Annotated in this window: 21 protein-coding genes; 14 read left to right on the top strand and 7 right to left on the bottom strand. The window is 63.9% G+C overall.

The features are described from left to right. Positions 1-62 precede the first annotated feature (62 nt). The 3 genes from treZ to XaFJ1_RS12615 form a co-directional block, all read right to left on the bottom strand. Complete coding sequence (gene treZ / locus XaFJ1_RS12625) at positions 63-1,850, bottom strand: malto-oligosyltrehalose trehalohydrolase (protein WP_425476762.1); 1,788 nt, start codon at positions 1,848-1,850, stop codon at positions 63-65. 103 nt (positions 1,851-1,953) lie between these two features. After that, entirely contained in the window at positions 1,954-3,558 is a 1,605-nt protein-coding gene (gene glgA / locus XaFJ1_RS12620; RefSeq protein WP_045757007.1) for a glycogen synthase GlgA, read from the bottom strand. Between the two features lie 457 nt (positions 3,559-4,015). Next, positions 4,016-4,393: a response regulator gene (locus XaFJ1_RS12615; RefSeq protein WP_045757006.1), complete on the bottom strand. Its 378-nt coding sequence runs from the start codon at positions 4,391-4,393 to the stop codon at positions 4,016-4,018. A gap of 117 nt (positions 4,394-4,510) precedes the next feature. On the opposite strand from XaFJ1_RS12615, the gene XaFJ1_RS12610 reads away from it, so the two are divergent. From XaFJ1_RS12610 to hemC, 5 genes are all read left to right on the top strand, one after another. After that, positions 4,511-5,809: a two-component system sensor histidine kinase NtrB gene (locus XaFJ1_RS12610; protein WP_012917064.1), complete on the top strand. Its 1,299-nt coding sequence runs from the start codon at positions 4,511-4,513 to the stop codon at positions 5,807-5,809. A 366-nt stretch (positions 5,810-6,175) separates the two neighbouring features. Next, positions 6,176-8,080 (top strand): glucans biosynthesis glucosyltransferase MdoH, encoded by a 1,905-nt coding sequence (gene mdoH / locus XaFJ1_RS12605; protein ID WP_230596947.1) that lies wholly within the window; start codon positions 6,176-6,178, stop codon positions 8,078-8,080. A 38-nt stretch (positions 8,081-8,118) separates the two neighbouring features. Then, positions 8,119-8,784 (top strand): alpha/beta hydrolase, encoded by a 666-nt coding sequence (locus tag XaFJ1_RS12600; protein ID WP_012917062.1) that lies wholly within the window; start codon positions 8,119-8,121, stop codon positions 8,782-8,784. A gap of 103 nt (positions 8,785-8,887) precedes the next feature. Continuing rightward, entirely contained in the window at positions 8,888-9,613 is a 726-nt protein-coding gene (locus XaFJ1_RS12595) for a LytR/AlgR family response regulator transcription factor (protein WP_012917061.1), read from the top strand. A gap of 58 nt (positions 9,614-9,671) precedes the next feature. Then, positions 9,672-10,580, top strand: coding sequence for a hydroxymethylbilane synthase (gene hemC, locus XaFJ1_RS12590; RefSeq protein ID WP_012917060.1), 909 nt, complete (start codon positions 9,672-9,674; stop codon positions 10,578-10,580). Between the two features lie 90 nt (positions 10,581-10,670). Here hemC and XaFJ1_RS12585 read toward each other — a convergent pair whose 3' ends face one another. Then, positions 10,671-11,456 carry a DUF481 domain-containing protein gene (locus XaFJ1_RS12585; protein ID WP_012917059.1) on the bottom strand — a complete coding sequence of 262 codons (786 nt, stop codon included), beginning with the start codon at positions 11,454-11,456 and terminating at the stop codon, positions 10,671-10,673. A gap of 178 nt (positions 11,457-11,634) precedes the next feature. On the opposite strand from XaFJ1_RS12585, the gene XaFJ1_RS12580 reads away from it, so the two are divergent. Continuing rightward, the gene (locus XaFJ1_RS12580) at positions 11,635-12,606 is read left to right on the top strand and encodes a helix-turn-helix transcriptional regulator (protein WP_012917058.1); all 972 of its coding nucleotides are present in this window, start codon (positions 11,635-11,637) and stop codon (positions 12,604-12,606) included. 33 nt (positions 12,607-12,639) lie between these two features. On the opposite strand, the gene XaFJ1_RS12575 is transcribed toward XaFJ1_RS12580, so the two are convergent. Both XaFJ1_RS12575 and XaFJ1_RS12570 read right to left on the bottom strand, forming a co-directional pair. Continuing rightward, positions 12,640-13,071 (bottom strand): winged helix-turn-helix transcriptional regulator, encoded by a 432-nt coding sequence (locus tag XaFJ1_RS12575; protein WP_253328172.1) that lies wholly within the window; start codon positions 13,069-13,071, stop codon positions 12,640-12,642. An 89-nt stretch (positions 13,072-13,160) separates the two neighbouring features. Further along, complete coding sequence (locus XaFJ1_RS12570) at positions 13,161-13,748, bottom strand: lipocalin family protein (RefSeq protein ID WP_012917056.1); 588 nt, start codon at positions 13,746-13,748, stop codon at positions 13,161-13,163. A 125-nt stretch (positions 13,749-13,873) separates the two neighbouring features. On the opposite strand from XaFJ1_RS12570, the gene XaFJ1_RS12565 reads away from it, so the two are divergent. Both XaFJ1_RS12565 and XaFJ1_RS12560 read left to right on the top strand, forming a co-directional pair. Further along, positions 13,874-14,164 carry a hypothetical protein gene (locus XaFJ1_RS12565; RefSeq protein WP_012917055.1) on the top strand — a complete coding sequence of 97 codons (291 nt, stop codon included), beginning with the start codon at positions 13,874-13,876 and terminating at the stop codon, positions 14,162-14,164. A gap of 67 nt (positions 14,165-14,231) precedes the next feature. Beyond that, positions 14,232-16,343 carry a prolyl oligopeptidase family serine peptidase gene (locus tag XaFJ1_RS12560; protein WP_012917054.1) on the top strand — a complete coding sequence of 704 codons (2,112 nt, stop codon included), beginning with the start codon at positions 14,232-14,234 and terminating at the stop codon, positions 16,341-16,343. A 136-nt stretch (positions 16,344-16,479) separates the two neighbouring features. Here XaFJ1_RS12560 and XaFJ1_RS12555 read toward each other — a convergent pair whose 3' ends face one another. Further along, positions 16,480-17,691 (bottom strand): pyridoxal phosphate-dependent aminotransferase, encoded by a 1,212-nt coding sequence (locus tag XaFJ1_RS12555; RefSeq protein WP_012917053.1) that lies wholly within the window; start codon positions 17,689-17,691, stop codon positions 16,480-16,482. Between the two features lie 196 nt (positions 17,692-17,887). Here XaFJ1_RS12555 and XaFJ1_RS12550 point away from each other — a divergent pair, with 196 nt between their 5' ends. The 6 genes from XaFJ1_RS12550 (at position 17,888) to hslV (ending at position 23,786) form a co-directional block, all read left to right on the top strand. Beyond that, on the top strand, positions 17,888-19,969 hold the full coding sequence (locus tag XaFJ1_RS12550) for a S9 family peptidase (RefSeq protein ID WP_012917052.1): 2,082 nt from the start codon (positions 17,888-17,890) through the stop codon (positions 19,967-19,969). Positions 19,970-20,174: 205 nt separating this feature from the next. Next, positions 20,175-20,414, top strand: coding sequence for an LPS translocon maturation chaperone LptM (gene lptM, locus XaFJ1_RS12545; RefSeq protein ID WP_045757003.1), 240 nt, complete (start codon positions 20,175-20,177; stop codon positions 20,412-20,414). After that, positions 20,401-21,261 (top strand): diaminopimelate epimerase, encoded by an 861-nt coding sequence (gene dapF / locus XaFJ1_RS12540; RefSeq protein WP_012917051.1) that lies wholly within the window; start codon positions 20,401-20,403, stop codon positions 21,259-21,261. The genes lptM and dapF overlap by 14 nt, the downstream gene beginning before the upstream one ends. Beyond that, the gene (locus tag XaFJ1_RS12535) at positions 21,258-21,923 is read left to right on the top strand and encodes a DUF484 family protein (protein WP_012917050.1); all 666 of its coding nucleotides are present in this window, start codon (positions 21,258-21,260) and stop codon (positions 21,921-21,923) included. Before dapF ends, XaFJ1_RS12535 begins: the two co-directional genes overlap by 4 nt. A 140-nt stretch (positions 21,924-22,063) precedes the next feature. Continuing rightward, positions 22,064-22,894: a tyrosine recombinase XerC gene (xerC, locus tag XaFJ1_RS12530; protein ID WP_045757002.1), complete on the top strand. Its 831-nt coding sequence runs from the start codon at positions 22,064-22,066 to the stop codon at positions 22,892-22,894. A 340-nt stretch (positions 22,895-23,234) separates the two neighbouring features. Further along, positions 23,235-23,786: an ATP-dependent protease subunit HslV gene (gene hslV / locus XaFJ1_RS12525; protein ID WP_012917048.1), complete on the top strand. Its 552-nt coding sequence runs from the start codon at positions 23,235-23,237 to the stop codon at positions 23,784-23,786. The last annotated feature ends 162 nt before the right edge of the window (positions 23,787-23,948 follow it).

Below are 23,948 nucleotides of genomic sequence, written 5' to 3'. Positions count from 1 at the left end.
AGCGGAGCACCAGCGGGGTGTCGTCGGCCACACGGACGCGATCGCGTCGCGACAGCCTGCGCTCACGATGCGCTGCCGCAGCGGTAGTGTGCGACGAAGGCGGCCGGTGGCAGGGACGCCGGGTTTTCCCCGGTGTTTTCCCGGTGTACAGCGATGCCGGGCAGGTCCAGCGGCACCGGCGTGTCACCGAAGTTGACCGCGACGTGCCATTCGTCCCTGCCCATGCGCCAGCCGGCGGTAACCGCCTTCGGCCCGAGCACGCGCGCGCCTAGCGAACGTGCCTGGGTCAGTGCAGGCAGCAGGTACTGACGACGCAATGCCAGCACGGCCACGAACCAGTCGCACCAGCGCACACCGTCGCCGTGGGTGGCGTCGCCGATGTCGGCGATGGAGGTTTGGAACGTACTTGGCGCATTCGGGTCGGGAATGCGCGCGCGCTGCTGTGGGTCGGCGAATGCGGCAAATTGCGCGAACTCGCGGCGTCGGCCTTCGCGTACGGCCTCGTCCAGCGGTGGCGGGAAATCGGTGAAAAACATGAATGGTGCGCGGCAGCCCCAGGGTTCGCCCATGAAGAACAGCGGGATCATCGGGGTCAGGGCAGTCAGCGCCAGCGCTGAGCGCAGTGTCGGTTCGGCGACCTGGGTGATGAGTCTGTCGCCATAGGCGCGGTTGCCGATCTGATCGTGGTTCTGCGCGAAAATCACGCATTTGTGCGGTGGCAACTGGCTGCTGGGCTCGCCGCGGGGATGGCCGCGATGATCGGCCTGGCCCTGGTAGGCGAAGCCTTCGCCGAGTACCCGCGCCAGGTGTTGCGCCGGGGCATCGGCAAAGCCGGCGTAGTAACCCTCGTGTTCGCCGGTCAGCAGCACGTGTAGGCTGTTGTGGAAGTCGTCGTCCCACTGTGCGCTATAGCCGCGCATCAGCAAGCTGGTTTGGTTTGCTTCGTTCTCCAAGACCAGGTGTACGTGACGTCCATCCTCCACGCTGGCCATGATTGCCTCGCGCAGCGTATCCAGAAAGGCGTTGGGCTTGATGGCGTGGACCGCGTCCAGGCGTAAGCCGTCGAAGCGATATTCGTGCAGCCACATCAGCGCGTTGTCGATGAAATAGCGCTGTACTTGTGGCAGGCGGAAGTCGATCGCTGCGCCCCATGGCGTCGGCGCATCGGCACGGAAGAAGGTCGATGCGTACTGTCCCAGGTAGTTACCATCCGGCCCGAAATGGTTATAGACCACGTCCAGGAACACGCTCAGACCCAGGCCGTGGGCCTCGTCGATCAGTGCCTTGAGTTCGTCCGGATGGCCGTAGGCCGACGCCGGCGCGTATGGCAGCACGCCGTCGTAGCCCCAGTTGCGGCGGCCGGGAAATGCGCTCAGCGGCATCAGCTCGATCGCGGTCACGCCGAACGCTGCCAGCGTAGGCAATTGCGCACGTAATCCGGCATAGCCGCCGCAGGTGCCGACGTGCAGTTCGTAGAACACCGTTTCCGCCCAGGGCCGGCCTTGCCAGTCGTGGTGCCGCCAGCGATAGCCATCGGTGGCCAGCACGGCGCTGGCGCCGTGTACGCCGTCGGGCTGCCAGCGCGAGGCCGGGTCCGGTACCGGCGCATGGCCATCGACCGCATAGCGGTAGCGGGTGCCGTGCGGGCATGCCACCGTGGCAGCGAAATAGCCGTCGCCGACGGCGCTTAGCGCCTGCCGCCGGTCATCGTCGAAGACAAGTTCCACACCTGTGGCGTCCGGTGCCCATAGCGCGAAGACAACCTCGCCCTCGGTGCTCGGCCAAGCGCCGCAACGCGGCGCAGCGCTGTTCGTACTGGTGTTATCGGTTGATGCGAGCATCGTTGCCATGTTCATTCGCCGTACGCTTGTCGTGCAAGACGAGGGTTATCCAGTTGCATGTGTGTCGTCACATGCGATTTCGCAACAGGGAGCCCGGCCTGTTCGCATTCGCTCATACGCTGGCCGTTGCTATCGACGCGGTGCCGGTTGTCGTGGCTGCCACTGGCGCGGCGGTACGCTCGTACAGCGCCATGTACTTGCGCCCGGCCAACTCCCAGCCGCTGGGGCGTAGCATCGCCGCGCGCCGCATCGCTTGCAGCAGGCCCGGCAGACGGAAGGTGCGGAATACACGCTGCAGGCAGCGGCCCAGGCCGTCGGCGGATGGCTCTTCGAACAGGAAACCGGTCACCCCATCGTCCACCGTGTCGATCAGGCCGCCGGTGGCGTGCGCGATCGGCAGGCTGCCGAAGCGCTGAGCGTACATCTGGCTGAGTCCACAAGGCTCGAAGCGCGAGGGCATCAGCAGGAAGTCCGAGCCGGCGAACATGCGCCGCGCTAGTTGCTCTTCGAAGCCGATGTACGCGCCGACATGGCCGGGGTAGTGATGCGCCAGCGCTGCCACCGCCGCTTCGATTTGCGGCTCCCCGCCGCCGATGATCACGATCTGCCCGCCAGCGGCGACGATCTGCGGCGCGACCTCGCAGATCAGATCCAGGCCCTTTTGGTGGACCAGCCGCGATACCACCGCGAACAGTGGGCCCTCGCTGTCGAGCAGGCCGAATGCGTGGCGCACCTGCGCGGCGTTCTCGTGCTTGCCCTGGAACTGGCCGATGCCGAAATGGGTTTGCAGGTGCGTGTCCGTGCGTGGATCCCAGCTCGCGTCGATGCCGTTGACGATGCCGCTGAGGCGGCCGCTGGCGGCGTGCCGTGCCAGCAAGGCGTCCAGGCCGCAGCCCTGTGCCGGGCTGGTGATCTGCGCGGCGTAGCTGACGCTGACGGTGTTGACATGGTGGGCGTGGACGATGCCGGCGCGCAGGAACGACATCTGCCCGTAGAACTCCATATCCTGCAAGCCTTCATTGGGAATGCCCAGCGCCGCCGCCTTCGCATACGGGAACAAGCCCTGGTAGGCGAGGTTGTGGATGGTCAGCAGGCATGGGGTATGTCCGCCGGACCAGCGCACGTAGGCGGCAGCCAGCGCGCATGGCCAGTCGTTGAGATGCAGCAGGTCCGGGGTCCAGTCCAGTCCGGCGCGGTCGCCCGCGATTTGTGCGGCCGCATACGACAGGGTGGCGAAGCGCAGTGCATTGTCGTCCCAGTCGCGGCCCTGGCTGCAGACGTAGGGCGATCCCTGGCGCTCGAAGAGTGCTGGGCACAGCAGGACATAGACGCACAGTCCATCCGGCTGCTCGATGCGACCAAGTGCGCAGGCCGGCAATGCCGCATGCGCAGCGACCCGGCCCACAATTTCCAGCGGACCGGTCTTGCGCAGCACCGCTGGGTAACCGGGGATCAAGACGCGGATGTCGCAACTGCAGTGCAGCGCACGCGGCAGTGCCGCGGCAACGTCGCCGAGTCCGCCGGCCTTGATGAAGTCGGCCATCTCGGAGGTGACGAACAGGCTGGCGCGGCGTAGTGTCGACTGTAACTTGACAGTTAGCTCGGCGCTGCGCACGAAGCGGCCGCGCGTATCACGGTGACGATGGCGCCGTACAGGTAGCACGGGGTGGCTATCGCGTTGTCTGTCGGAAAGATCGGTAGTGATGCGGGGAGACATGGCGATTCCGTCGGAGCAGTGGGGGGACGGTCACACGGAAAGCAACAGCAGTTGCGAGTCCTCGCGGACGCGCGACGTGGCCATGGGATAAGGGCGATGCGCTTGCTAGTATCGAAGCAATTTGACGCTGTTCGATTAAACTACGATTCACGCAATAAAAGGTGCGTGAAGTACAGCCTTGTCTACATTGGTAAGCGGGTGGCGGTAGAACATAAAGCCGTTGGCATGCAGTCGCATGCGCAACATGGGTGCCAATGAATCGTTTAGTTTCGCTGTGCGGGGAGGATGGTGCGCCAGTGCGCAATCGTTGCTGTGCGCGGTGTCATTTCTGGGATGCTGGTGCGTATTCGCGAGATGGTGCGAGTTACAGTGCATTTACGACTGGAATTGAACGGTTTTGTTCTTGCGGGAAAATCCAGTATGCGATTCGATGATGCACGGGCGTAGGTTGCCGGGGCTAGAGGGTTCCACTTTGCAAGCGATGTAGTGCGGCGAGCAGTTCGCTGCGGCGGTATGGTTTGGGCAGGAAGCAGGTCTGCGTTGGTAGATTGCCTGCCTCGGGGGTGTGCAAGCCCGAGGTAAGCAGGACGGGGAGGGCAATCCCTTTGCGCCGGAGCTGGCGGACCATGCCGAGGCCGTCGCAACGGGGCATCTGCACGTCGCTGAAGATCAGATCCACGTCCGGGTGCCGCGCCAGCTTCTCCATAGCTTCGTTCGCTGTACTTGCCGCCAGCACGCGGTATCCATCGGCAGTCAGCATGTCGGCGGCTAGTTCTCTTATGGTTTGATCGTCTTCAACCAAAAGAATTGTGGCCAGGGCGCCTGTCGTGCGCATAATGCTGTCACCACCGAATACTGTGTGGACGCAGCTTCACGGTTTTCCAGTGAAGCGCTGGTGATGCTGGGGCAATCCCGATATTCTCGATTTCACTAAATTACTGCGAGATGCAGCTTGTCCACTCACGCCCGCTATCGGCAGATCGTCGAACTCTCGCACGATTGCATCAAAGAAGTCGGTCGCGATGGCATCGTGCGTTCGATCAATACGCACGGGTTGACCTTGCTTGGGGTATCGGAGCCCAAGAGCATCGTCGGACGCCTCTGGGTGGGGCTGTGGCCAGAAGATATGCAGCCGCTCGCCGATGCCGCCTTTGCTGCGGCCTTACGCAACGAGCAGAACGAATTCTGGGCGCAACGCCCATCTCAGGATGGGCGGCAACGGTGGTGGCATGTGATGGTCAGTCCGCTGGCCAATGCGTCGGCACTGGTCGAAAGCGTGTTGGTGATCAGTCGCGATGTCACCCCGCAGCGTCAAATCGAGCAGGCGCTGCGCACCCTCGGCGACCTGACGCTGGGGCGCGCGGAGGACGGGGCGGAGACAGAGGCGGTGGTGCAGGCCGAGGCTGCGGCGCTTGGACGGCATTGGCAGGCGCAGCATTCGCAATTGCGTGGGCAACTGGATATCGCCTTGGCGGCGCAGCGCGTTGCCGAGCGCGCCATGGCCCAGGCACAGAAGGGCGAGGCGGTCGGACAGATGCTCGCCGGCGTCGTTCACGACTTCAACAACATGCTGCAGACCGCGATGACCTCGGTGAGTATGGTCGCCGACCAACCGCAGCGTCTGCAGCCGGATCAGCGCAGGTTGCTGGGCATCGCCGGCGATGCGCTGCAGCATGGTGCGCGGATGACCCGGCGCCTGCTCGGCTTCGCGCGGGCGCATCCGGTCAAGCCAGAGTGGTTGGACCTGTGCGATCTTGTCGTGCAGATGCAGCCGCTGCTGGCACAGGCACTGGGCAGCGAGATGCGGCTGCAGATGGATACATCCGCCAGTCCCGCGACCACCTATGCCGACCGCAATTCGGTCGAACAGGCGGTGATGAATCTGGCCCTGAATGCGCGCGATGCCTGCCGCCCGGGCGACGTGGTCTGGATCCGTTGCGGTACGCTGGAAGTGCCGCCTTTGCGCGCGGTGGCGATGCGCCAACCCGGTACGTACGTCACCCTGGTGGTTAGCGATCAGGGCGAGGGGATGTCGGAAGAGACCAAGTCGCGCCTGTTCGAGGCGTATTTCACCACCAAGCCGGAAGGGAAGGGGACAGGGCTGGGGTTGGCCCAGGTCTATGGCTTGGTGCGTCAGGCCGGTGGGTTTGTCGATGTCGATTCCGAATTGGGTCGCGGCACCACGATCACGCTGGCCTTCCCGTTGGTGCCTCGGCCGCTTGGCGATAGCGCTGATTCCAACGTTTCTTAGCAGGTGTAAGTGTTCGCCCGTGCCGGTGGTGGCTGTCCCGTGTCTGGCCCGAACCCGGGCGGGGCTCGTGTCCTGGGGAGATCTTATGGTCCGTTGAAGGCTGGCATGCCTGAATGGATCTGGCGCCTGGGGCCGCCGCAACGCCTGTAACAGCCTTCGTGAGCATACTATCTAGGCTTTACAGTGGCACTGGTGTGCCTGCCGACAGGAGCGAGCGAACGTGGTATCGAGTGGCGAACATAATAAGGTTCGTGCGGCTGTGACGTTAAACGTCGCGATGTCCGTGCGCACACAGCCCCAATACTGGCGCGGCTGTGTCCAAAGCCATCGGTGGATGGCATGAGCACTGTCGCTCCGTCCCGGCCCATGCCCTCAGCAGTGTTCCTCGATGCCGGTCATGCCGTGTTGCCGCCGGAGGCACCGCTAGCAATGCCGCTGCAGTCGCTGAGCGAAGGCAAGCTGCTCAATCGACGTCTACCCAGTACGCCAATGGGCATCGCTTGGCGACGTTTCTATGTCTTCGGCACCACCGCAGCGATGACCGCCTATGCCAGCATGCTGATCGGCAAGGTCCTGCTGATCGGCGGAGTCAGCGTGCTCGAAGGCTGTCTGATGGTGTTGTTCGTTCCGCTGTTCGCCTGGATTGCGTTGTCCTTTGTCAGTGCGCTGGCCGGGTTCTTTACCCTGGTGTTCGGCCATGGCCGCAAGCTCGGCATCGACCCGGATGCGCCGCTGCCCAGCGTGCACTGCCGCACCGCCTTGTTGATGCCCACTTACAACGAGGATCCGCATCGGCTGATGGCCGGCTTGCAGGCGATCTACGAGTCGGTGCAGGACACGGGTCAACTCGAGCGCTTCGATTTCTTCATCCTCAGCGACACCACGCGTCCCGCCATCGGCGCAGAGGAAGAAGTCGTCTACGCCGAACTGCTTGAGCGTGTCGGTGGCCAGGGCCGGTTGTTCTACCGCCGTCGTGCCAGCAACACCGGGCGTAAGGCTGGCAATATCGCCGACTGGGTACGCCGTTTCGGCGGCGCTTATCCGCAGATGTTGATCCTTGACGCGGATAGTCTGATGACCGGCGATAGCATCGTGCGCCTGGCAGCGGGGATGGAAGCCAATCCGGATGTCGGCCTGATCCAGACGCTGCCGGAAGTGGTCAATGGCAATACCCTGTTTGCTCGCATGCAGCAGTTTGGCGGCCGTGTCTATGGTCCGGTGATCGCTTTCGGTGTCGCCTGGTGGCACGGTGCGGAGAGTAACTACTGGGGCCACAATGCGATGATCCGTACCGAGGCATTTGCCGCGCACGCTGGCCTGCCGGTGCTACCTGGACGCAAGCCGTTCTGCGGTCATGTGCTCAGCCACGATTTCGTCGAGGCAGCGTTGATGCGTCGTGACGGTTGGGCAATGCACATGGTGCCGTATCTGCAGGGCAGCTACGAGGAAGGTCCGCCGACGTTGACCGATTTGCTGGTACGCGACCGTCGTTGGTGCCAGGGCAACTTGCAGCACTCCAAGGTAGTGACCGCGCGCGGTCTGCACTGGGTCAGTCGGATGCACATGCTGGTCGGTATCGGACATTACTTCACCGCGCCGATGTGGGGCATGCTGATGTTGATCGGCATCGCCATCCCGCTGCAGAACGGCGGCATCGATCTAGTCGCTTCGGTGCTGGCGCCGTTTTCGCCTGCACGCTACTGGCACCAGCAGGATTCCAGCCGGATGTTCTGGGTGTTCGCGGTGACCATGTTCGTGCTGTTGGCGCCCAAGATGCTGGGTTATCTGGCGATGGTGTTCAAGTCTGAGAAGCGACGCGGGTGCGGCGGCGCATTGCGTGCGCTGTTGAGCATGTTGCTGGAGACGCTGTTGGCTGCGTTGATGGCGCCGGTGGTGATGTACATACAGTCGCGCGGTGTTGCCGAGGTGCTGGCCGGCAAGGATTCCGGTTGGGATGTGCAGCAACGCGACGACGGCCGTCTGTCCTGGCGGGCACTGTTGCGCGGCTACGGCGGGCTGAGCGCGTTTGGGCTGTTGATGGGCGGCATGGCTTATGCGGTCTCGCCGTCACTAGCCGCGTGGATGGCGCCAGTGGTGATCGGCATGGCGCTTGCCGTACCGGTGGTGGCGATCAGTTCCTCGCGCGCGGTTGGCCTGTGGTTGCGCAAGTTGCACATTTTCGCCATTCCAGAAGAATCCCAGCCACCGGCGGTGTTGTTGCGCGCGGCAGAGTTGCGCCGGGAGGCCGCCGCGCGGTGCGTCGAGGCGTGAGCCGGGCATAATGCTTGGCGTCACGATAGGGAGCTAACATGCTGGAGACAGTGGAACACGAAACCGGTGCCGCGCCACGCTGGACCGTTCTTTGGCTGCATGGGCTGGGGGCGGATGGTCACGACTTCGCACCATTGGTGCCGCAACTGGTCCGGCCGGGTTGGCCTTCGTTGCGCTTCGTATTCCCGCACGCGCCGATGCGCGCGGTGACCATCAACAACGGCGTGCGTATGCGTGCCTGGTACGACATTGTCAGCATGGACTTTGCTCACCGCGCCGACAGCAGCGGGGTCGCGGCCTCGGTCGCCCAGGTTGAGGAACTGATCGCGCGCGAGCATGCCCGTGGTGTTCCTGCCGAACGCTTGCTATTGGCCGGTTTCTCCCAGGGTGGGGCGATCACCCTGGCGGCCGGGTTGCGTAGGCAACAGCCGTTGGCGGGCCTGATCGGTCTGTCGACTTATCTGCCGGAACTTGCCGAGGTGGCCCGCTGGCATGCCCCGACGGCGCTGTCGCAGCCGCTGTTCATGGCCCATGGGCAGAGCGATCCGGTGATCCCGCAGGTCTATGCCGAGCAGACCGCGCAGGCGCTGCGGGCGCTCGGCATGCCGGTGCAGTGGCAGGGTTATCCGATGGCGCATCAGGTCTGCCCCGAGGAGGTCGCCGATCTTGGCGATTGGATGGCGGCGCGTTTCGCTGCCGTCTGAGCCCAGGCTGGTGCTGGCGGGGTCGCTTGCCGCCGATGGCAGGTATCAAGGGCGCCCGCTACTATGCATCCAGCGCGCACGCCAGCCGACCGAGGACACGCAGGTGAAAGTGCTGATCGCCGACGACGAACCCCTGGCCCGCGAGCGTCTGCGTGTCCTGTTGACCGAGCACCCCAGTGTCGAGGTGGTGGCTGAGGCCGGCAGCGGTTTGGAGACCTTGCATGCCTGCGATCGGTTGCGCCCGGATCTGGTGTTACTGGATATTGCGATGCCCGGTCTCGATGGCCTGGAGGCCGCTCGCTACCTTGCTGCGTTCGAGCCCCGGCCGGCGGTGGTATTTTGCACGGCTTACGACGCGCATGCCTTGTCCGCGTTCGAAGCGGCGGCGATCGACTATCTGATGAAGCCGGTGCGTGCCGAGCGTCTGGCGGCGGCATTGCAGCGTGCCCGCATGTTCGTAGCTGGGCGTGCCGACAGCGCGGCTGTGCCGATGCAGCGTCGTACCCAGCTGTGCGCGCGTTTGCGCGGCATTCTGCGCCTAATTCCGCTCGATACCATCCACTATTTCCAGGCCGAGGAGAAGTACGTGGTGGTCCACCATGCGGGGGGCGAAGATTTGATCGAGGAATCGCTGCGCTCGCTGGAGGAGGAGTTTGCCGAGCGCTTCGTTCGCATCCATCGCAACTGTTTGGTTGCGCGCCAGGAACTGGTCGAACTGCGCCGTCTTGGCGATGGGCAGGTACAGGCGGTGCTGCGCCATGGCAAGCAGCCGTTGGAAGTGAGCAGGCGTTGCGTGGCGCAGTTGCGGCAGGAGATCCGTCAGCGCTGAAGGTGCCGCATTCCCATTGCGGCAGCGGCGGAAGACGACTTTCCGTGATAATGCGTGGATGAAGATCCTGCGTATTGCCACCCGCAAGAGTCCGCTCGCCCTTTGGCAGAGCGAATATGTCGCCGCCTGCCTGCGGCGCGCGCACCCGCAACTGGAGGTGCTGCTGGTGCCGATGAGTACGCGCGGCGACGAAGTGTTGGACCGCTCGTTGGCGGCGATCGGTGGCAAAGGACTGTTTCTGAAGGAACTGGAGCTGGCGATGCTGCGCGGCGACGCCGATTGCGCGGTGCATTCGCTCAAGGATGTGCCGATGGAATTGGAGCGACCGTTCGTGCTGTCGGCGATCTTGCCACGTGCCGATTCGGCCGATGCGCTGATTTCCAACCTGTACGCGGCATTGGATGCGCTGCCGCTCGGTGCCCGTGTAGGGACCTCGTCGTTGCGTCGGCAGGCGCAACTGCGTGCGCGGCGTCCTGATCTGCAGCTGTTGGACCTGCGAGGTAACGTCAACACGCGTCTGGCCAAGCTGGACAATGGTGATTACGACGCGATCGTACTGGCTTGTGCTGGCCTGCAACGGCTGGGCCTGGAACGTCGCATCACTCAGCGGCTGCAGGCGCCGGACTGGCTGCCGGCCCCGGCGCAGGGGGCAATCGCGGTGGAATGCCGCCAGGACATGGCGGCAGCATGCGCGTTGTTCGCCGTGTTGGACGATGTTGCGACGCGTACCTGCGTGGAGGCCGAGCGGGCGATGAACCGCGCGCTGCACGGCAGTTGTCACGTTCCGGTCGCTGCCTTCGCCCAGTGGCGCGGCGAGGATCTGTTGCTGCAGGGACTGGTCGGTGACGTTGCCGACGGGCGCCTGGTGCGCGCGCAGATACAGCGCAGCGCGCAGGATCCACAGGCGCTAGGTCAGGCCGTGGCCGATGCCCTGCTAGCTGCCGGCGCTGGCGCATTGCTCGCATAGACCGGGCGACTTGCCCCGGAGGTTCTGCTGCCCGCGCTAGCAGGCACCCGTCCGTGGCCGTCTAGGGCAGGGTGGTGCCGAATCCTGGGTTTATTTGAACTTGTACACCACGTTCATCGTGGCCAAGGTGTCGGTCTTCTTCTTTCCGCCACTGACGACGCTGTTGTAACGCGCTTGCCAAGCGGCTTTGAGCGCCAGCCGTTCGTTCATGCTCACCGAGATGCCCAGGTCGTCCTGAGCGAAGGTGTCGTAGGCGCCCGATTCGACCAGTAGGGTGTTGCTCAGTTCGGTGTTGTGGGTCAGTCCATACTTGAAATCAACCAGACCGCGGCCGATCAGCCCGGTTTCGGTGCGGTCCTGCGCCACGTCGTGGGCGCGGCGTACGCCGGGGCCGATCTGTACATCGATGCTCTTGTGGTCGCCGTCCATGATCCGCGTGCCGTAGCCGATACCGATCGTGCCCAGCCGGTCGTAGGTGGCGAAGTCGTCGCGTTCGTAGCGCAGGTTGGCTGTCAACTGACGGTGCTCGCCGAGTTGCAACGCGCTGCCAGCGCTGCCGGTGTAGCGGTTGGAGGTGGTCTGGCGCAAGCGTGTGATCGTGCCGTCCGCGTTGGTGTTGGTGTAATCGGCGCTGGCGCGTAACGCGAACAAGTCCAGGCTGTGGATCCAGTCGCCATCCACGTATTGACCTTTGAACCTGCCGTTGATGCTCTCGTTGGAGCTATTGCCATGCGAGGACGCGATACCCAGTTCGCCAGAACCGCTCCAAGGCGAGCTGGCCGGATCCGTGGGGGCAGCCGTGTCGGCGGCCCATGCCGGAGACGCGCTCAGCAGCAATGAGGCGATGGTGGATGCGATGGGGGCACGGCGGGACATGAGTTTTTCTCCGGAGGGGGGCGGGACGCAGCCTTCGGCTAACGAGTTGAAAACGATTTCATCATACCGGATCCACATGACACCCTGGTCATGCGCTGCATTGCCGGTTTGGTCGCTGGCGGCGCCAGGCTGCGCTGCAGCGGGCGTTTTCGGCCTCGGACTCAGACATAATTGTGCCATGGACCGCTACGAACGTATCAATGCACTGCACCGCCAGCTCAAGTCCGCGCGCTACCCGGTGACGGTGGCGCGGCTGCAGGACGAACTGGGCTGTTCCCGCGCCACTGTTTACCGCGATCTGGCGTTCCTGCGCGATGCGCTGATGGCACCGGTCGAAGGCGATGGCGAAGCGGGTTTCCGCTACGAATCCGCCGAGAGCGACCGTTTCGAATTGCCCGGGCTTTGGCTGAGTTCCGAGGAACTGCATGCGCTGCTGGCCTCGCAACAGTTGCTGGCGCGTACTGGTGGCGGAGTGTTGTCCTCGGTGCTGGCGCCGTTGCAGCAACGTATCGAGAGCCTGCTCGCCGCGCAGGCTGGGGTGACCCAGTGGCCGGTGGAGCGGGTGCGGGTGATTCCGCATCGCGGTCGTAAGCTCGACGAGGCCAGTTTCCGCACTGTCGCCTCGGCGGTGCTGGAGCGTAAGCGGCTGTCGTTCGATTACCGCGCGCGTTCCACCGACGAATCGACCAAACGGACCGTCTCGCCGCAGCGCATCACCCACTACCGCGACAACTGGTACCTGGATGCTTGGGATCACGGTCGCGATGCGGTGCGTAGTTTCGCGGTGGACCGTATCAATCATGCGCGGTTGCTCGATCCGCCGGCGCAGGACGTCGCCGACGCCGAACTGGATTCTCAGCTTTCATCTAGCTATGGGATTTTCTCCGGTGCGCCCAAGGGGTGGGCCACGATCGTGTTCAGTCCCAAGGCGGCGCGTTGGGTCGCCGACGAGCACTGGCACTCCAAGCAACAAGGGCGATTTTTGCCCGATGGCCGCTACGAACTGAAAGTGCCGTACAGCGTCTCGCGCGAGTTGTTGATGGATGTGCTGCACTATGGTTCCGACGCCGAGATCGTCGAGCCGCGCTCGCTGCGCGAGCAGGCCAAGGCGCTTCTTGCGCTGGCATTGAGCAATTACAGCGAGGATTGAGCTGGCCAGCGTCGGTGGCCGCGCCCTGTCGGGCTATTCCGGCAGGGCGTCTGCTACGGCGCTACCGCTGAGAATGCTGCCGATGTTGCGCTCGATGCAGTCAACCAGTGCATGCACATGCACGGCGATCTCTTCGCCGAGCGGAGTCAGGGTGTACTCCACATGCGGCGGTACCACTGGGTAGGCGGTGCGCTGCACGAATGCGTCCGCTTCCAGCGCATGCAAGGTCTGTGACAGCATCTTTTCGCTGACTCCCTCCAGGCTGCGGCGGAGGTCGCCGAAGCGGTGCGTGCCCTTGCGCAGCCCTACCAACACCAGCACGCCCCAGCGGCTGGTCACGTGGCTCAGTACCGCGCGGGAGGGGCAGTTTTGCGCGAACACCTGGCCACGTATCATCGCCGTTTGGGCAGAGGAGCCGGCTGGGTTGTCGATGGATTCGGAAAGTATGCTGGCCAAGTGGTGCACCTGTCTGTGGGGGAGGGCACCCCGATCATACGAGCAGCGCCGGGGAATTCGCTGAGCGCCAGGTGATCGATCGGCGAGTGCTGGGCCGTTCAGGGCTTTTCCGGGACCTCGAAGCCAAGCCGGCCGACCTGTTCGCGGCGTTGCGCGATGCGCAGGAGCTTGTCGGTGTTGATGCCGTATTTGTGGTCCATTTTGTCGACCAATTCGCGGTACTGCTTGTGGCTCATGTCTGGACTACGCGCGAACACCCAGGCCAGATCGCGTCCGGGATAGTCGATCAGCGCCCAGGAATAGTCTGGCGCCACTTCCAGAATTCGGTATTTGGTGGGCAACACGGCGAAGAACCAGGTGGTCCAGCGGCGGTTACCGGTCCCTTCGTTAACCGTGGCGCGAGAGGTGATTTCCTTGAGCGGTTCGTCGAAGCCCTTACGGTACTGGTAGCGCACGGCGATCTTGCCATTGTCCTTGAGCGTGTACTCGTCGCTGCTGGCGACATGGCCGCGTTCGGCGAAATACGGGATATGCGCGATCACGTACCAGCGGCCCATGAAACGCTGCAGGTCGATGGGCGGTCGCGCCGCTTCCTGCTCCGGGCCTGGCGACTTCGCCCGCACTGTCGACGCAGGGGCGAGGATGCCGAGCAGCAACACGGAGGCAAACAGAGGAAGCAGGCGCATGGGGAGTTCCGAGAGGTAGGGTCGAGCGTAACGAATTTTGCGCTTACAGCGTGTCAATGGTACGTCGCAGTCCTTGAGATGTGGCAGCGGCACGCTGCGCGCCTTGTCCCTCCGGAGTCACCGTCATGCCGAATATTCCCGTGTCACGTTTTGTTCATGTCCCGCATCCGGGCCTGTGTCGCTTGCTGAAGCAGGTGACGCTGGTCGGACTGGCGATGGTTGTGGTGTGGCCCGCCGCGCGCGGAGACAGCGCATGGCTGGGCTGGTGGCCGCTGTGGTTGCTGGGGATGCCACTGAGCGCCTGGTGGGCGTTGCACCGCTTCCCGATGCCGTTGCGGCCGCTGCTGGCCTGGGTGCGGGCCCGGCCGCGGACACAGGCCCGGTGGCGGGTGCGACAGCCTCCCGGCGTGGCCTGACCTTCGGCAGGGGAAGGCCGAAATGACGCATGATACGGTGCGGGGCCCTTCTCTAGGATCTATCGCCATGTCGTCTCTCGCGCAGGCTTGCTTGCTCGTCGCTTTGCTCACGGCCGGCTCCGTTGCCGCCAAGGAACCCGCAATGCCCCAAGATCCCTATGCCTGGCTCGAAGACGTCACCGGCGCCAAGGCGCTGGACTGGGTCAAGACGCAGAACGCCAAGGCTGAGGCGCGGCTCGCCGACACACCGGCGTTCAAGGCCAGGGAAGCCGGTATCCGCGAGGTGATGGATTCCGATGCCAAGATCCCGTGGGTGGAGAAAATCGGTCCTTATTACTACAACCTGTGGAGGGATCGCGAGCACACGCGTGGCTTGTGGCGACGCACCACCCTGGAGGAGTACCGCAAGCCCGAGCCGAAGTGGGAGACGGTGCTGGACCTGGACGCGTTGAACAAAGCCGAAGGCGAGAACTGGGTGTGGCATGGCGCCGATTGCCTGCGCCCGCAGTATCGCCGCTGCTTGATCGCGCTGTCGCGCGGCGGCGCCGATGCCGACGTCACCCGTGAGTTCGATCTGAGCACCAAACAGTGGGTCAAGGGTGGCTTCTTCCGATCCGAGTCCAAGGGCCGCCTGGGCTGGATCGATGCCGACACGGTCTACGTGAGCACCGACTTCGGTCCCGGGTCGATGACCACGTCCGGCTATCCGCGCATCGTCAAACAGTGGAAGCGCGGTACCCCGATGCAGAGCGCGACGCTGGTGTACGAGGGCAAGCCGCAGGATATGCAAATCCTCGCGATGCACGACGACACCCCCGGTTACGAGCGCGATTTCGTATCCCGCGTATTGGCCTTTTACAACAGCGAACGGTATCTGCGCGATCCCCATGCCGGCGGCCGTCTACGCAAGATCGATGTGCCCAATTCGGCCAACAAAAATGTGTACCGGCAATGGTTGACCGTGCAATTGCGCGATCCGTGGACTGTGGATGGCACCACGTATCCCGCCGGCGCCTTGCTGGTGACCAAATTCGACGACTTCATGGCGGGTAAGCGTGCGTTCCAAGTGTTGTTCGCGCCGACCAAGACGACGTCGCTGGAGTCCTTCGCCTGGACCAAGTCGCGGCTGGTCCTGAACGTTCTCGACGACGTCAAGAGCCGGTTGTGGGTGCTGACCCCGGGCGAGGGCGAGTGGGCGCGTGCGCCGTTTCCAGTGGGCAATATGGCGTTCGGCAGCATTTTTGCCGAAACGGTCGATGCCGACGAAAACGATCAGGTCTGGCTGACCGTCACCGACTTCCTCACCCCGACCACGCTGATGCTGGCCGATGTGCAGCGCGGTCCGCAGAGCATCGAGACGCTCAAGGCAACGCCGAGCTTCTTCGATGCGTCCAAGGACGAAGTCGAGCAGTATTTCGCGGTGTCCAAGGATGGTACCAAGGTGCCGTATTTCCTGATCCGACCGAAGCAGCTCAAGCGCGATGGCAGTCACCCGACCCTGTTGTATGGCTATGGTGGCTTCGAGATCTCGATGACGCCGGGCTACTCGGGTAGCTTGGGCCGCGCCTGGCTCGATCAGGGCGGCGTGTATGCCTTGGCCAACATCCGTGGGGGGGGCGAATATGGCCCGGGCTGGCATCAGGCCGCGTTGAAGCAGAACCGGCATAAGGCTTATGAAGATATGGCGGCGGTCGCGCAGGATCTGATCGCGCGCAAGATCACCTCGGCCAAGCACTTGGGGGTGGAGGGCGGCAGCAACGGCGGGCTGATGGCTGGCAACATGCTGGTGCAGTACCCGCAGTTGTTCGGCGCGGTGGTTGTGCAGGTGCCGTTGCTGGACATGAAGCGCTACAGCCACCTGCTGGCTGGCGCTTCGTGGATGGCCGAGTACGGCAATCCGGACACCGACGATTGGAAATTCATTCGGACCTTCTCGCCTTACCACCTGTTCGATCCCAAGAAGGCCTATCCTCCAGTGATTTTCCTTACCTCCACCCGCGACGATCGGGTGCATCCGGGGCACGCGCGCAAGATGGCGGCGAAGATGCTCGATGCCGGCAAGGACGTGACCTTCTACGAGAACATCGAAGGCGGTCACGGCGGCGCGGCCAATAACGCGCAGCAAGCGCACATGCAGGCGCTGGCTTACAGTTTCCTATGGGAGCATCTTGCCAAGTGAGAGCGTCGTGGTCCGCTGCCTGCAAGGCCGCGGACCAGCGGTTGTGTCGTTTGGCAGTTAAGTCAGCCGGCACAGCCGCGCGAACGCAGCGTCCTGCATCGTCTGGGCCGTGGCCACGCCGATGCAGTGCGGCGTCTCAGCGCTCCCAACGCGCCAGTCCGCGCGCAATCCGCGCAACCGCCTCCTGCAGCCGCGGCAGGCTTTGCGTGTAGGCGATGCGCACGTGCTGGTGCGCGCGGTGATGGCCGAAATCCACCCCGGGGGTGAGCGCCACATGCTCGGTTTCCAGGAAGTGCGTGCAGAGCGCTTGTGCGTCGTCGGTGAACGCGCCAACGTCGGCATACAGATAGAACGCACCCTGCGGCTCGACATCGATGCGGAAGCCGAGTGCCCGTAACGCTGGTAGCAGGTAATCGCGGCGCCGTGCGAATTCGGCGCGGCGCGCTTCCAGGATCTGTAACGTATCGGGATGAAAACACGTCAGCGCCGCCTGCTGGGCAATGCTGGAAGCGCTGATGTACAAGTGCTGTGCCAGCTTTTCCAGTGCCGGTACCGCCGCGCGTGGTGCCACCAGCCAACCCAGGCGCCAGCCGGTCATGCCGAAATACTTGGAGAAACTGTTGAGGACGTAGGCGTCGTCGTCGACCTCCAGCACGCTGGGCGCGTCGATGCCGTAACTCAGGCCGTGGTAGATCTCGTCCACGACAAAGTGGCCGCCGCGTGCGCGCAGCGCCAGCGCCAGCGCTGCCAACTCGGCACGCGTGAGCAGCGTGCCGGTCGGGTTGGCCGGCGAGGCCACCAGCGCACCGACGCAGGCGGCGTTCCAGTGCCGTTCCAGTAATGCGGGCGTCAGTTGGTAGCCGCTGTCCGGTCCGGTCGGGACCAACTGCGCGTTGCCTTCGACCAGGCGCAAAAAGTTCCGGTTGCAGGGATAGCACGGGTCGGCCATCAGCCAGTGTTTGCCAGGATCCACCAGCAGTGCGCTGGCCAGCAGCAGCGCACCGGAACCACCGGGGGTGATCAGGATCCGTGCCGGGTCCAGGTCGATGTCGTGGCGTTGTTGGTAGAAATCTGCCAGTGCCTGTCGTAAGGCCGGCAATCCCCGTGCGGCGGTGTAACGGGTGTGGCCGGCGGCGAGCGCCGTCTGACCGGCGGCGACGATCGGCGCGGCGGTGGTGAAATCCGGCTCGCCGATTTCCAGATGGATCACATCGTGGCCAGCGTGTTCCAGTTCGTTGGCGCGCGCCAGCAGTGCCATCACGTGGAACGGTTCGATCTCGCGGCTGCGCTGGCTGTATTCCGGTCCAGTCGGGGGCGCCGCAGGGGTGTCGCCGGACAAACAGGTCATGGCGGCGATGGTAGCTGATGGTGACGGGGCCGGAAATACTCATCGCGTGTATTGCCAGAATGCGGTGTTGTGGGGAGACTCGACCGACATTGCACGGTGACGTCTCTCCCTTGTCGGGCGCAGTCCCATTGCGTTTCACTAACCGGAACCCCATCACATGCCGTATCGCCCTTTGCTAGCGTGCCTGCTCTTGCTCATGACCACTTCTTTCGCTTCCGCCACCGATGTCACACCGCCGCGCCCAGCCAAGCATCCGCATGCGGTCAAGGCGCCGTTCGGCGCGGTGCGCCAGGACCCCTATTACTGGCTGCGCGACGACACGCGCAAAAATCCGAAGATGTTGGCCTATCTCAACGCCGAGAACGCCTATGCCGACCATGTGCTGAAGCCGCTCAAACCGCTAGAGGACACGCTGTACACCGAGATCGTCGGTCGCATCAAGCAGGACGACAGTAGCGTGCCGTATCGCGAGCGTGGCTACTGGTATTACAGTCGCTACGAAAGTGGTAAGGATTATTCGATTCATGCGCGGCGCAAGGGCAGCATGGACGCGCCGGAGCAAGTTCTGCTCGACGTCAATGCGATGGCTGCGGGGAAGGGATATTTCAACGTGGGCGATGCGGTGGTCAGCCAAGACAACCGCCTGCTGGCCTGGACCGAAGACGAAGTTGGTCGTCGCCAGTATGTCGTGCGTTTCAAGAACCTGGATACGGGCGAGGTGTATGCCGACCGCATTCCGAGTGTGTCGCCGGAGGTGGTCTGGGCCGACGACAACAAGACTCTGTTCTACGTCGAGAACGACCCGGAAACCTTGCTCAGCGTGCGGGTCAAGAAGCATGTGCTGGGTACGCCGGCGACCCAGGACACACTGGTCTACGAGGAAAAGGACGATAGCTTCTATCTGAGCCTGGAGCGTACCCGCGACGACAAGTACATCGTCATCAGTATGGGAAGCACCGTGTCTTCCGAGCAGCGCTACGCGTCTGCCGCCGACCCGCAACACTTCGCGGTGCTGGCTCCGCGCGAGCGCGATGTCGAATACTTCGCTGACCATTTCGACGGACGCTGGGTGATCCGCACCAACTGGAAGGCCAAGAACTACACGCTGATGACCGCGCCCGATGGTGCGAGCGCACGCGCGCAATGGCAGCCCTGGCTGCATTACGACGAAAACGTGTTCATCGAGGGGTTTGCCTTGTTCGATGGTTTCACTGCCATTGCCGAGCGCTCCGATGGCTTGGAGCGGATTCGCCTGCACTTCGTCGACGGCAAAGAGGAATACGTCAAGGTCGACGAGCCGGCGTATTCGATGGGGCTGTCGATCAATTCCGAACCCAACACGCCATGGTTGCGTTACAGCTACACCTCGTTGACTACGCCGGCCACGACGTATGAACTCAATACCCGCACCGGCGAACGCAAACTGCTCAAGCAGCAGCCGGTGATCGGTTACGACGCCAGCAAATACCAGACCGAACGTCTGTGGGTCACTGCGCGCGACGGGGTCAAGGTGCCGGTGTCGCTGGTCTACAAAAAGGGCTTCAAAAAGGACGGTCGCGCGGCGTTGTACCAGTACGCCTACGGCAGCTACGGCTTGTCCACCGATCCGAGCTTCAATCTGCCGGTGGTCAGTCTGCTCGATCGCGGTGTGGTCTATGCCATCGCCCACATCCGCGGTGGCCAGGAAATGGGGCGCCGCTGGTACGACCAAGGCAAGTTGTTGCATAAGAAAAATACCTTCAACGATTTCATCGACGTGACCCGCGCGCTGGTACGGCAGGGCTATGCGGCGCCGGACCGTGTCGCCGCCGCCGGCGGCAGCGCGGGTGGTCTGTTGATGGGCGCGGTGGCGAACATGGCGCCGCAGGACTACCGCGTGCTGGTGGCGCAGGTGCCGTTCGTCGATGTGGTCACCACCATGCTCGATCCGAGCATCCCGCTGACCACCAACGAATACGACGAGTGGGGCAACCCCGAGCAGAAGACCTATTACGATTACATGCTCAGCTACTCGCCCTACGACAACGTCAAGCGCCAGGCCTATCCGGCGATGTACGTCGGCACCGGCTTGTGGGACTCGCAGGTGCAGTACTGGGAACCTGCCAAGTGGGTGGCCAAGCTGCGCGAGGACGATACCGGCACCCGGCCGATCGTATTCCGGGTCAATATGGAGGCCGGCCACGGCGGCAAGTCCGGACGGTTCCGCCGCTATCGCGAGTTGGCCGAGTCCTACGCGTTCGTGCTCGATCAGTTGGGGGTGGAACACGTCGCGAAGTGATGCGTGCGCGCCACTGGGAGTCCAGATGGCCTGGAGGCTGTGGCGTCGCGCATCTGGATGGCGGCGCTGACAATGGCGCTGTGCATGCGGCGACTGCTGTGGTACCAGCAGTCGCCGCACGATGGACTGTGGCGTGGTCGCTCCCGCGCGCGAGGTGGAAGAGGTGGCAAAGCCAGATTCATGCCAGTGTGGCTATACTCGGCACATGAGCACCCCGTCCTCTTATTCGATCCGTATCGTCCTGGCCGCTGCCGTGCTGTTCGCGCTGACCGGATGCGGCAACAAGGGGCCGCTGGTGATGCCGCAGAAACCGGTGCCGGTGGAGGTCGCGCCGGCCAGCACGCCCGAGGCAACGCCGCCGGCCAGCTCCGATCCCGCCACCCCGTCCACGCCGACCGACGGTCAACCGTCGCAACCGACTACCCCCGCCGATGGAAAAGGGTGAGGCCAGTCGCGGCGCGCGCCTGCGCTTCACCAAGATGCAGGGTGCGGGCAATGATTTCGTGGTGCTCGATTTGCGCGATGGTAGTTCCCCGCCGGATGCCGCGTTGGCGGTGCGTCTGGCCGATCGCCACTTCGGTATCGGCTGCGACCAAATCCTGACGATCGAGCCCGCGCGCAATGCGGCGGCACTGGCCAGCTATCGCATCTGGAACACCGATGGCAGCGCCGCTGGGCAGTGCGGCAATGGTGCGCGTTGCGTCGCCGCGTGGTTGGTGCGCGATGGCAGCGCCAGTGGCGATCGTTTCGTCATCGAAAGTCCCGCCGGAGCGCACCGTATCGAACGCTGCGACGATGACCAGTTCGCCGTGGCGATGGGAGTGCCACGCTTTGCCCCGGAAGACGTGCCTCTGATCGGTTTTCCGGATGCGCTGGACGAATATCTGCTGCCGATGCACGGCGAGAGCGTGCGTTTCGGCGCGGTGTCGATGGGGAATCCGCACGCGGTACTGGAAGTGGGCTTGGTCGATGCCGCGCCCGTCGAACGGCTGGGTCCGCTGCTGCAGCAGCATGCCTCGTTTCCGGACTCGGTCAATGTCGGTTTCGTGCAAGTGATCGATCGTGATCGCCTGCGCCTGCGCGTGTACGAACGCGGTGTCGGCGAAACCCTGGCTTGTGGCAGCGGTGCCTGTGCCGCGGCGGCGGTGTTGATGCAACGCGGTCGTGTGGATCGCGATGTGCGCGTGGTCTTGCCCGGCGGCGAGTTGCGCGTGCAATGGCCGCACGCTGCCGCGCCGCTGGTGATGTCCGGGCCGGCCGCGTTTGTTTTCGATGGAGAGTGGATTCAATGAGCGAGAGTCTGGACAAGATCGGTGCGCACGAGGTCGCGGCATGGTTGCGCCGTCATCCGGGCTTTCTGAAGCAGTTTCCCGATCTGGCGCTGACCCTGGTGGTGCCGCGCGATGATGGCCCGACTGCGTCGTTGGCGAGTTACCAACTGGAAGTGCTGCGCGACAAAAATCGCGAATTGTCGCGACGCCTGGCCGAATTGGCGGCCAACGCGCAGGTCAACGAACGTCTGGCCGTGCGTACGCATCAGTTGACCCTGGCGCTGATGCGGCAAGGCAGCGCCGCCGATAGCGTCCGCGCGATGGCGGCGTCGTTGCAGGAAGATTTCCACGGCGACTTGGTCAGCATTGTGCTGCTGCAGCCGTTGCCCGGTTTGGAGCAGGCGCCCTGGTTGCAGATCGTGGCGCAGGACGATCCGCGGCTGGCGCCGTTCCGCGATTGCCTGAAGGATGGCGAACCGATCTGTGGACGCCTGCAACCGGAAAAACAGGCGTTGCTGTACGCCGAGCGGATCGATACCGTGCAATCCACCGCATTGCTGCCGCTGCCTGGCCTGGGCCTGATCGCGGTCGGTAGCCGCGATCCCAACCGTTTCTATCCCGGCATGGGGACATTGTTCCTACGCATGATGGGCGAGGCGCTGGTGGTGGCGCTGCAACGATGAAGGTGGCGGCGACAGACGCCAAACGCGGAAAGCGTGCAAGCCGCCCTGGCGCGGTTGCCGATGCGACGGCTGGTAGTGCCGTGTCTTCCGCGACGTGTCGGGTCTCCGAGTTCCTTGCCTATCTCCGGGTCGAGCGTCGGATGTCCGCCCATACCCTTGATGCATACCGCCGCGATCTGGCGGCGCTGACCACGTGGGCGGCGGATAACCTGTTGGGTGAGCCGGCGGCGCTCGGTGCCGAGCAACTTCGCCAGTTCATCGCCGCCGAGCATCGCCGCGGATTGTCGCCGAAGAGCCTGCAGCGGCGCCTGTCGGCCTGCCGCAGTTTTTATGTCTGGCTGCTCAAGCACGGTCATATCGAGGCGAGTCCTGCCGCGGCGTTGCGTGCACCGAAGGCGCCGCGCAAATTGCCGCAGGTACTCGATGCCGACGAGGCGGTGCGCCTGGTCGAAGTTCCCACCGACGTGCCACTGGGCTTGCGCGATCGTGCCCTGCTGGAATTGTTCTATTCCTCCGGTTTGCGCCTGAGCGAACTGTGCGCGTTGCGTTGGCGTGACCTGGATGCCGCCAGCGGCCTGGTCAGCGTGCATGGCAAGGGGGGTAAACAACGCCTGGTGCCGATCGGCTCGCATGCGCGCAAGGCGCTGTCGGAATGGCGTGAGGAGCACTGCGCCGATGCCGCCGCGCCGGTATTTCCTGGCCGTGGCGGGGTGCCGATCGGCGCGCGCGCGGTGCAGATTCGGATCAAGCAGTTGGCGGCCCGCCAGGGGCTGTTCAAGCACGTGCATCCGCACATGCTGCGGCACAGTTTTGCCAGCCATATTCTCGAATCCTCCGGTGACTTGCGTGGGGTGCAGGAATTACTCGGCCATGCCGATATCGCCACCACGCAGATCTACACCCATCTGGATTTCCAGCACTTGGCCAAGGTCTACGATGCCGCGCATCCGCGCGCCAAACGCAAGTCCTGAGCGCTGAGCTTGTGGTATCGCTACCGTGGCGTAAGCGTGTCATGGAGTACGCTGCGATAGTACGCAGCAGCGCCGCAGCGATGGCATTGTGCAAGGCGGTGGTTGTTGTCGATTCCTTCGCGTTGCTGCGCGACATTGGTGACGGCCTCGCTGTCGCGAGTGTGTGCTCATGCGCTACACGATGCGTTGTACGCGCAGTCGTGGCCGAGGGCGTGGCGTGAGCCAGCGTGGGCAGTGTCGTGGAGGCGCATTGCAGCCGCGCGGACATGCCGACATCGGCTGCAGCGCTTGAACCCGGCGCCGCCCGCCCCCACACCTCAAAAACCCTTTCGGAGGCCGCATGGATCCCAGTCAGAATCCTCACGTTTTCCACGCCACCACGATTCTGTCGGTACGCCGCGACGGCCGTGTCGCCGTCGCTGGCGACGGTCAGGTGACGTTGGGCCATACTGTGATGAAAGGCAATGCGCGCAAGGTGCGCCGGCTCGGTCGCGACGGCCAGGTGCTGGCCGGTTTCGCCGGCGCGGCCGCCGATGCCTTCACCTTGTTCGAACTGTTCGAGGCCAAGCTGGAAAAGTACGGCCAACTGACTCGCGCGGCGGTGGAGCTGGCGAAGGACTGGCGCACCGAGCGCCGCTTGGGCAAGCTCGAGGCGTTGCTGGCGGTGGCCGATCAGGAAACCTCGCTGATCATCGGCGGCACTGGCGATGTGATCGAGCCGGAGGACGGCATCATTGCCATTGGCTCCGGCGGTTCCTATGCCCTGTCGGCCGCGCGCGCGCTGCTCGGTCATACTAGTCTTGACGCCAGAACTATCGCGGTCGAGGCGTTGAACATCGCCGGCGACATCTGCATCTATACCAACCGCAACGTGGTAGTCGAAGAACTGTGAGCGGCATGCGCCATCGTGTTTGCCTCGATGCCATCCGATCAGTGCTGCGGCGTGCGCAGCATCCTTGCAACCGCTTCCTCTTGCATCGATCGGCTGCACGTCGTGCGCGGGGCGTGGTGAGTCGCGTGCGTCGGTCGTCAGTGCCGATAATCCAACGTCATT

Source organism: Xanthomonas albilineans (assembly GCF_009931595.1).
Classification (GTDB): Bacteria; Pseudomonadota; Gammaproteobacteria; order Xanthomonadales; family Xanthomonadaceae; genus Xanthomonas_A; species Xanthomonas_A albilineans.
The sequence above is the reverse complement of the archived record's forward strand: the minus strand, read 5'-3'. Positions and strand labels throughout refer to the sequence as shown.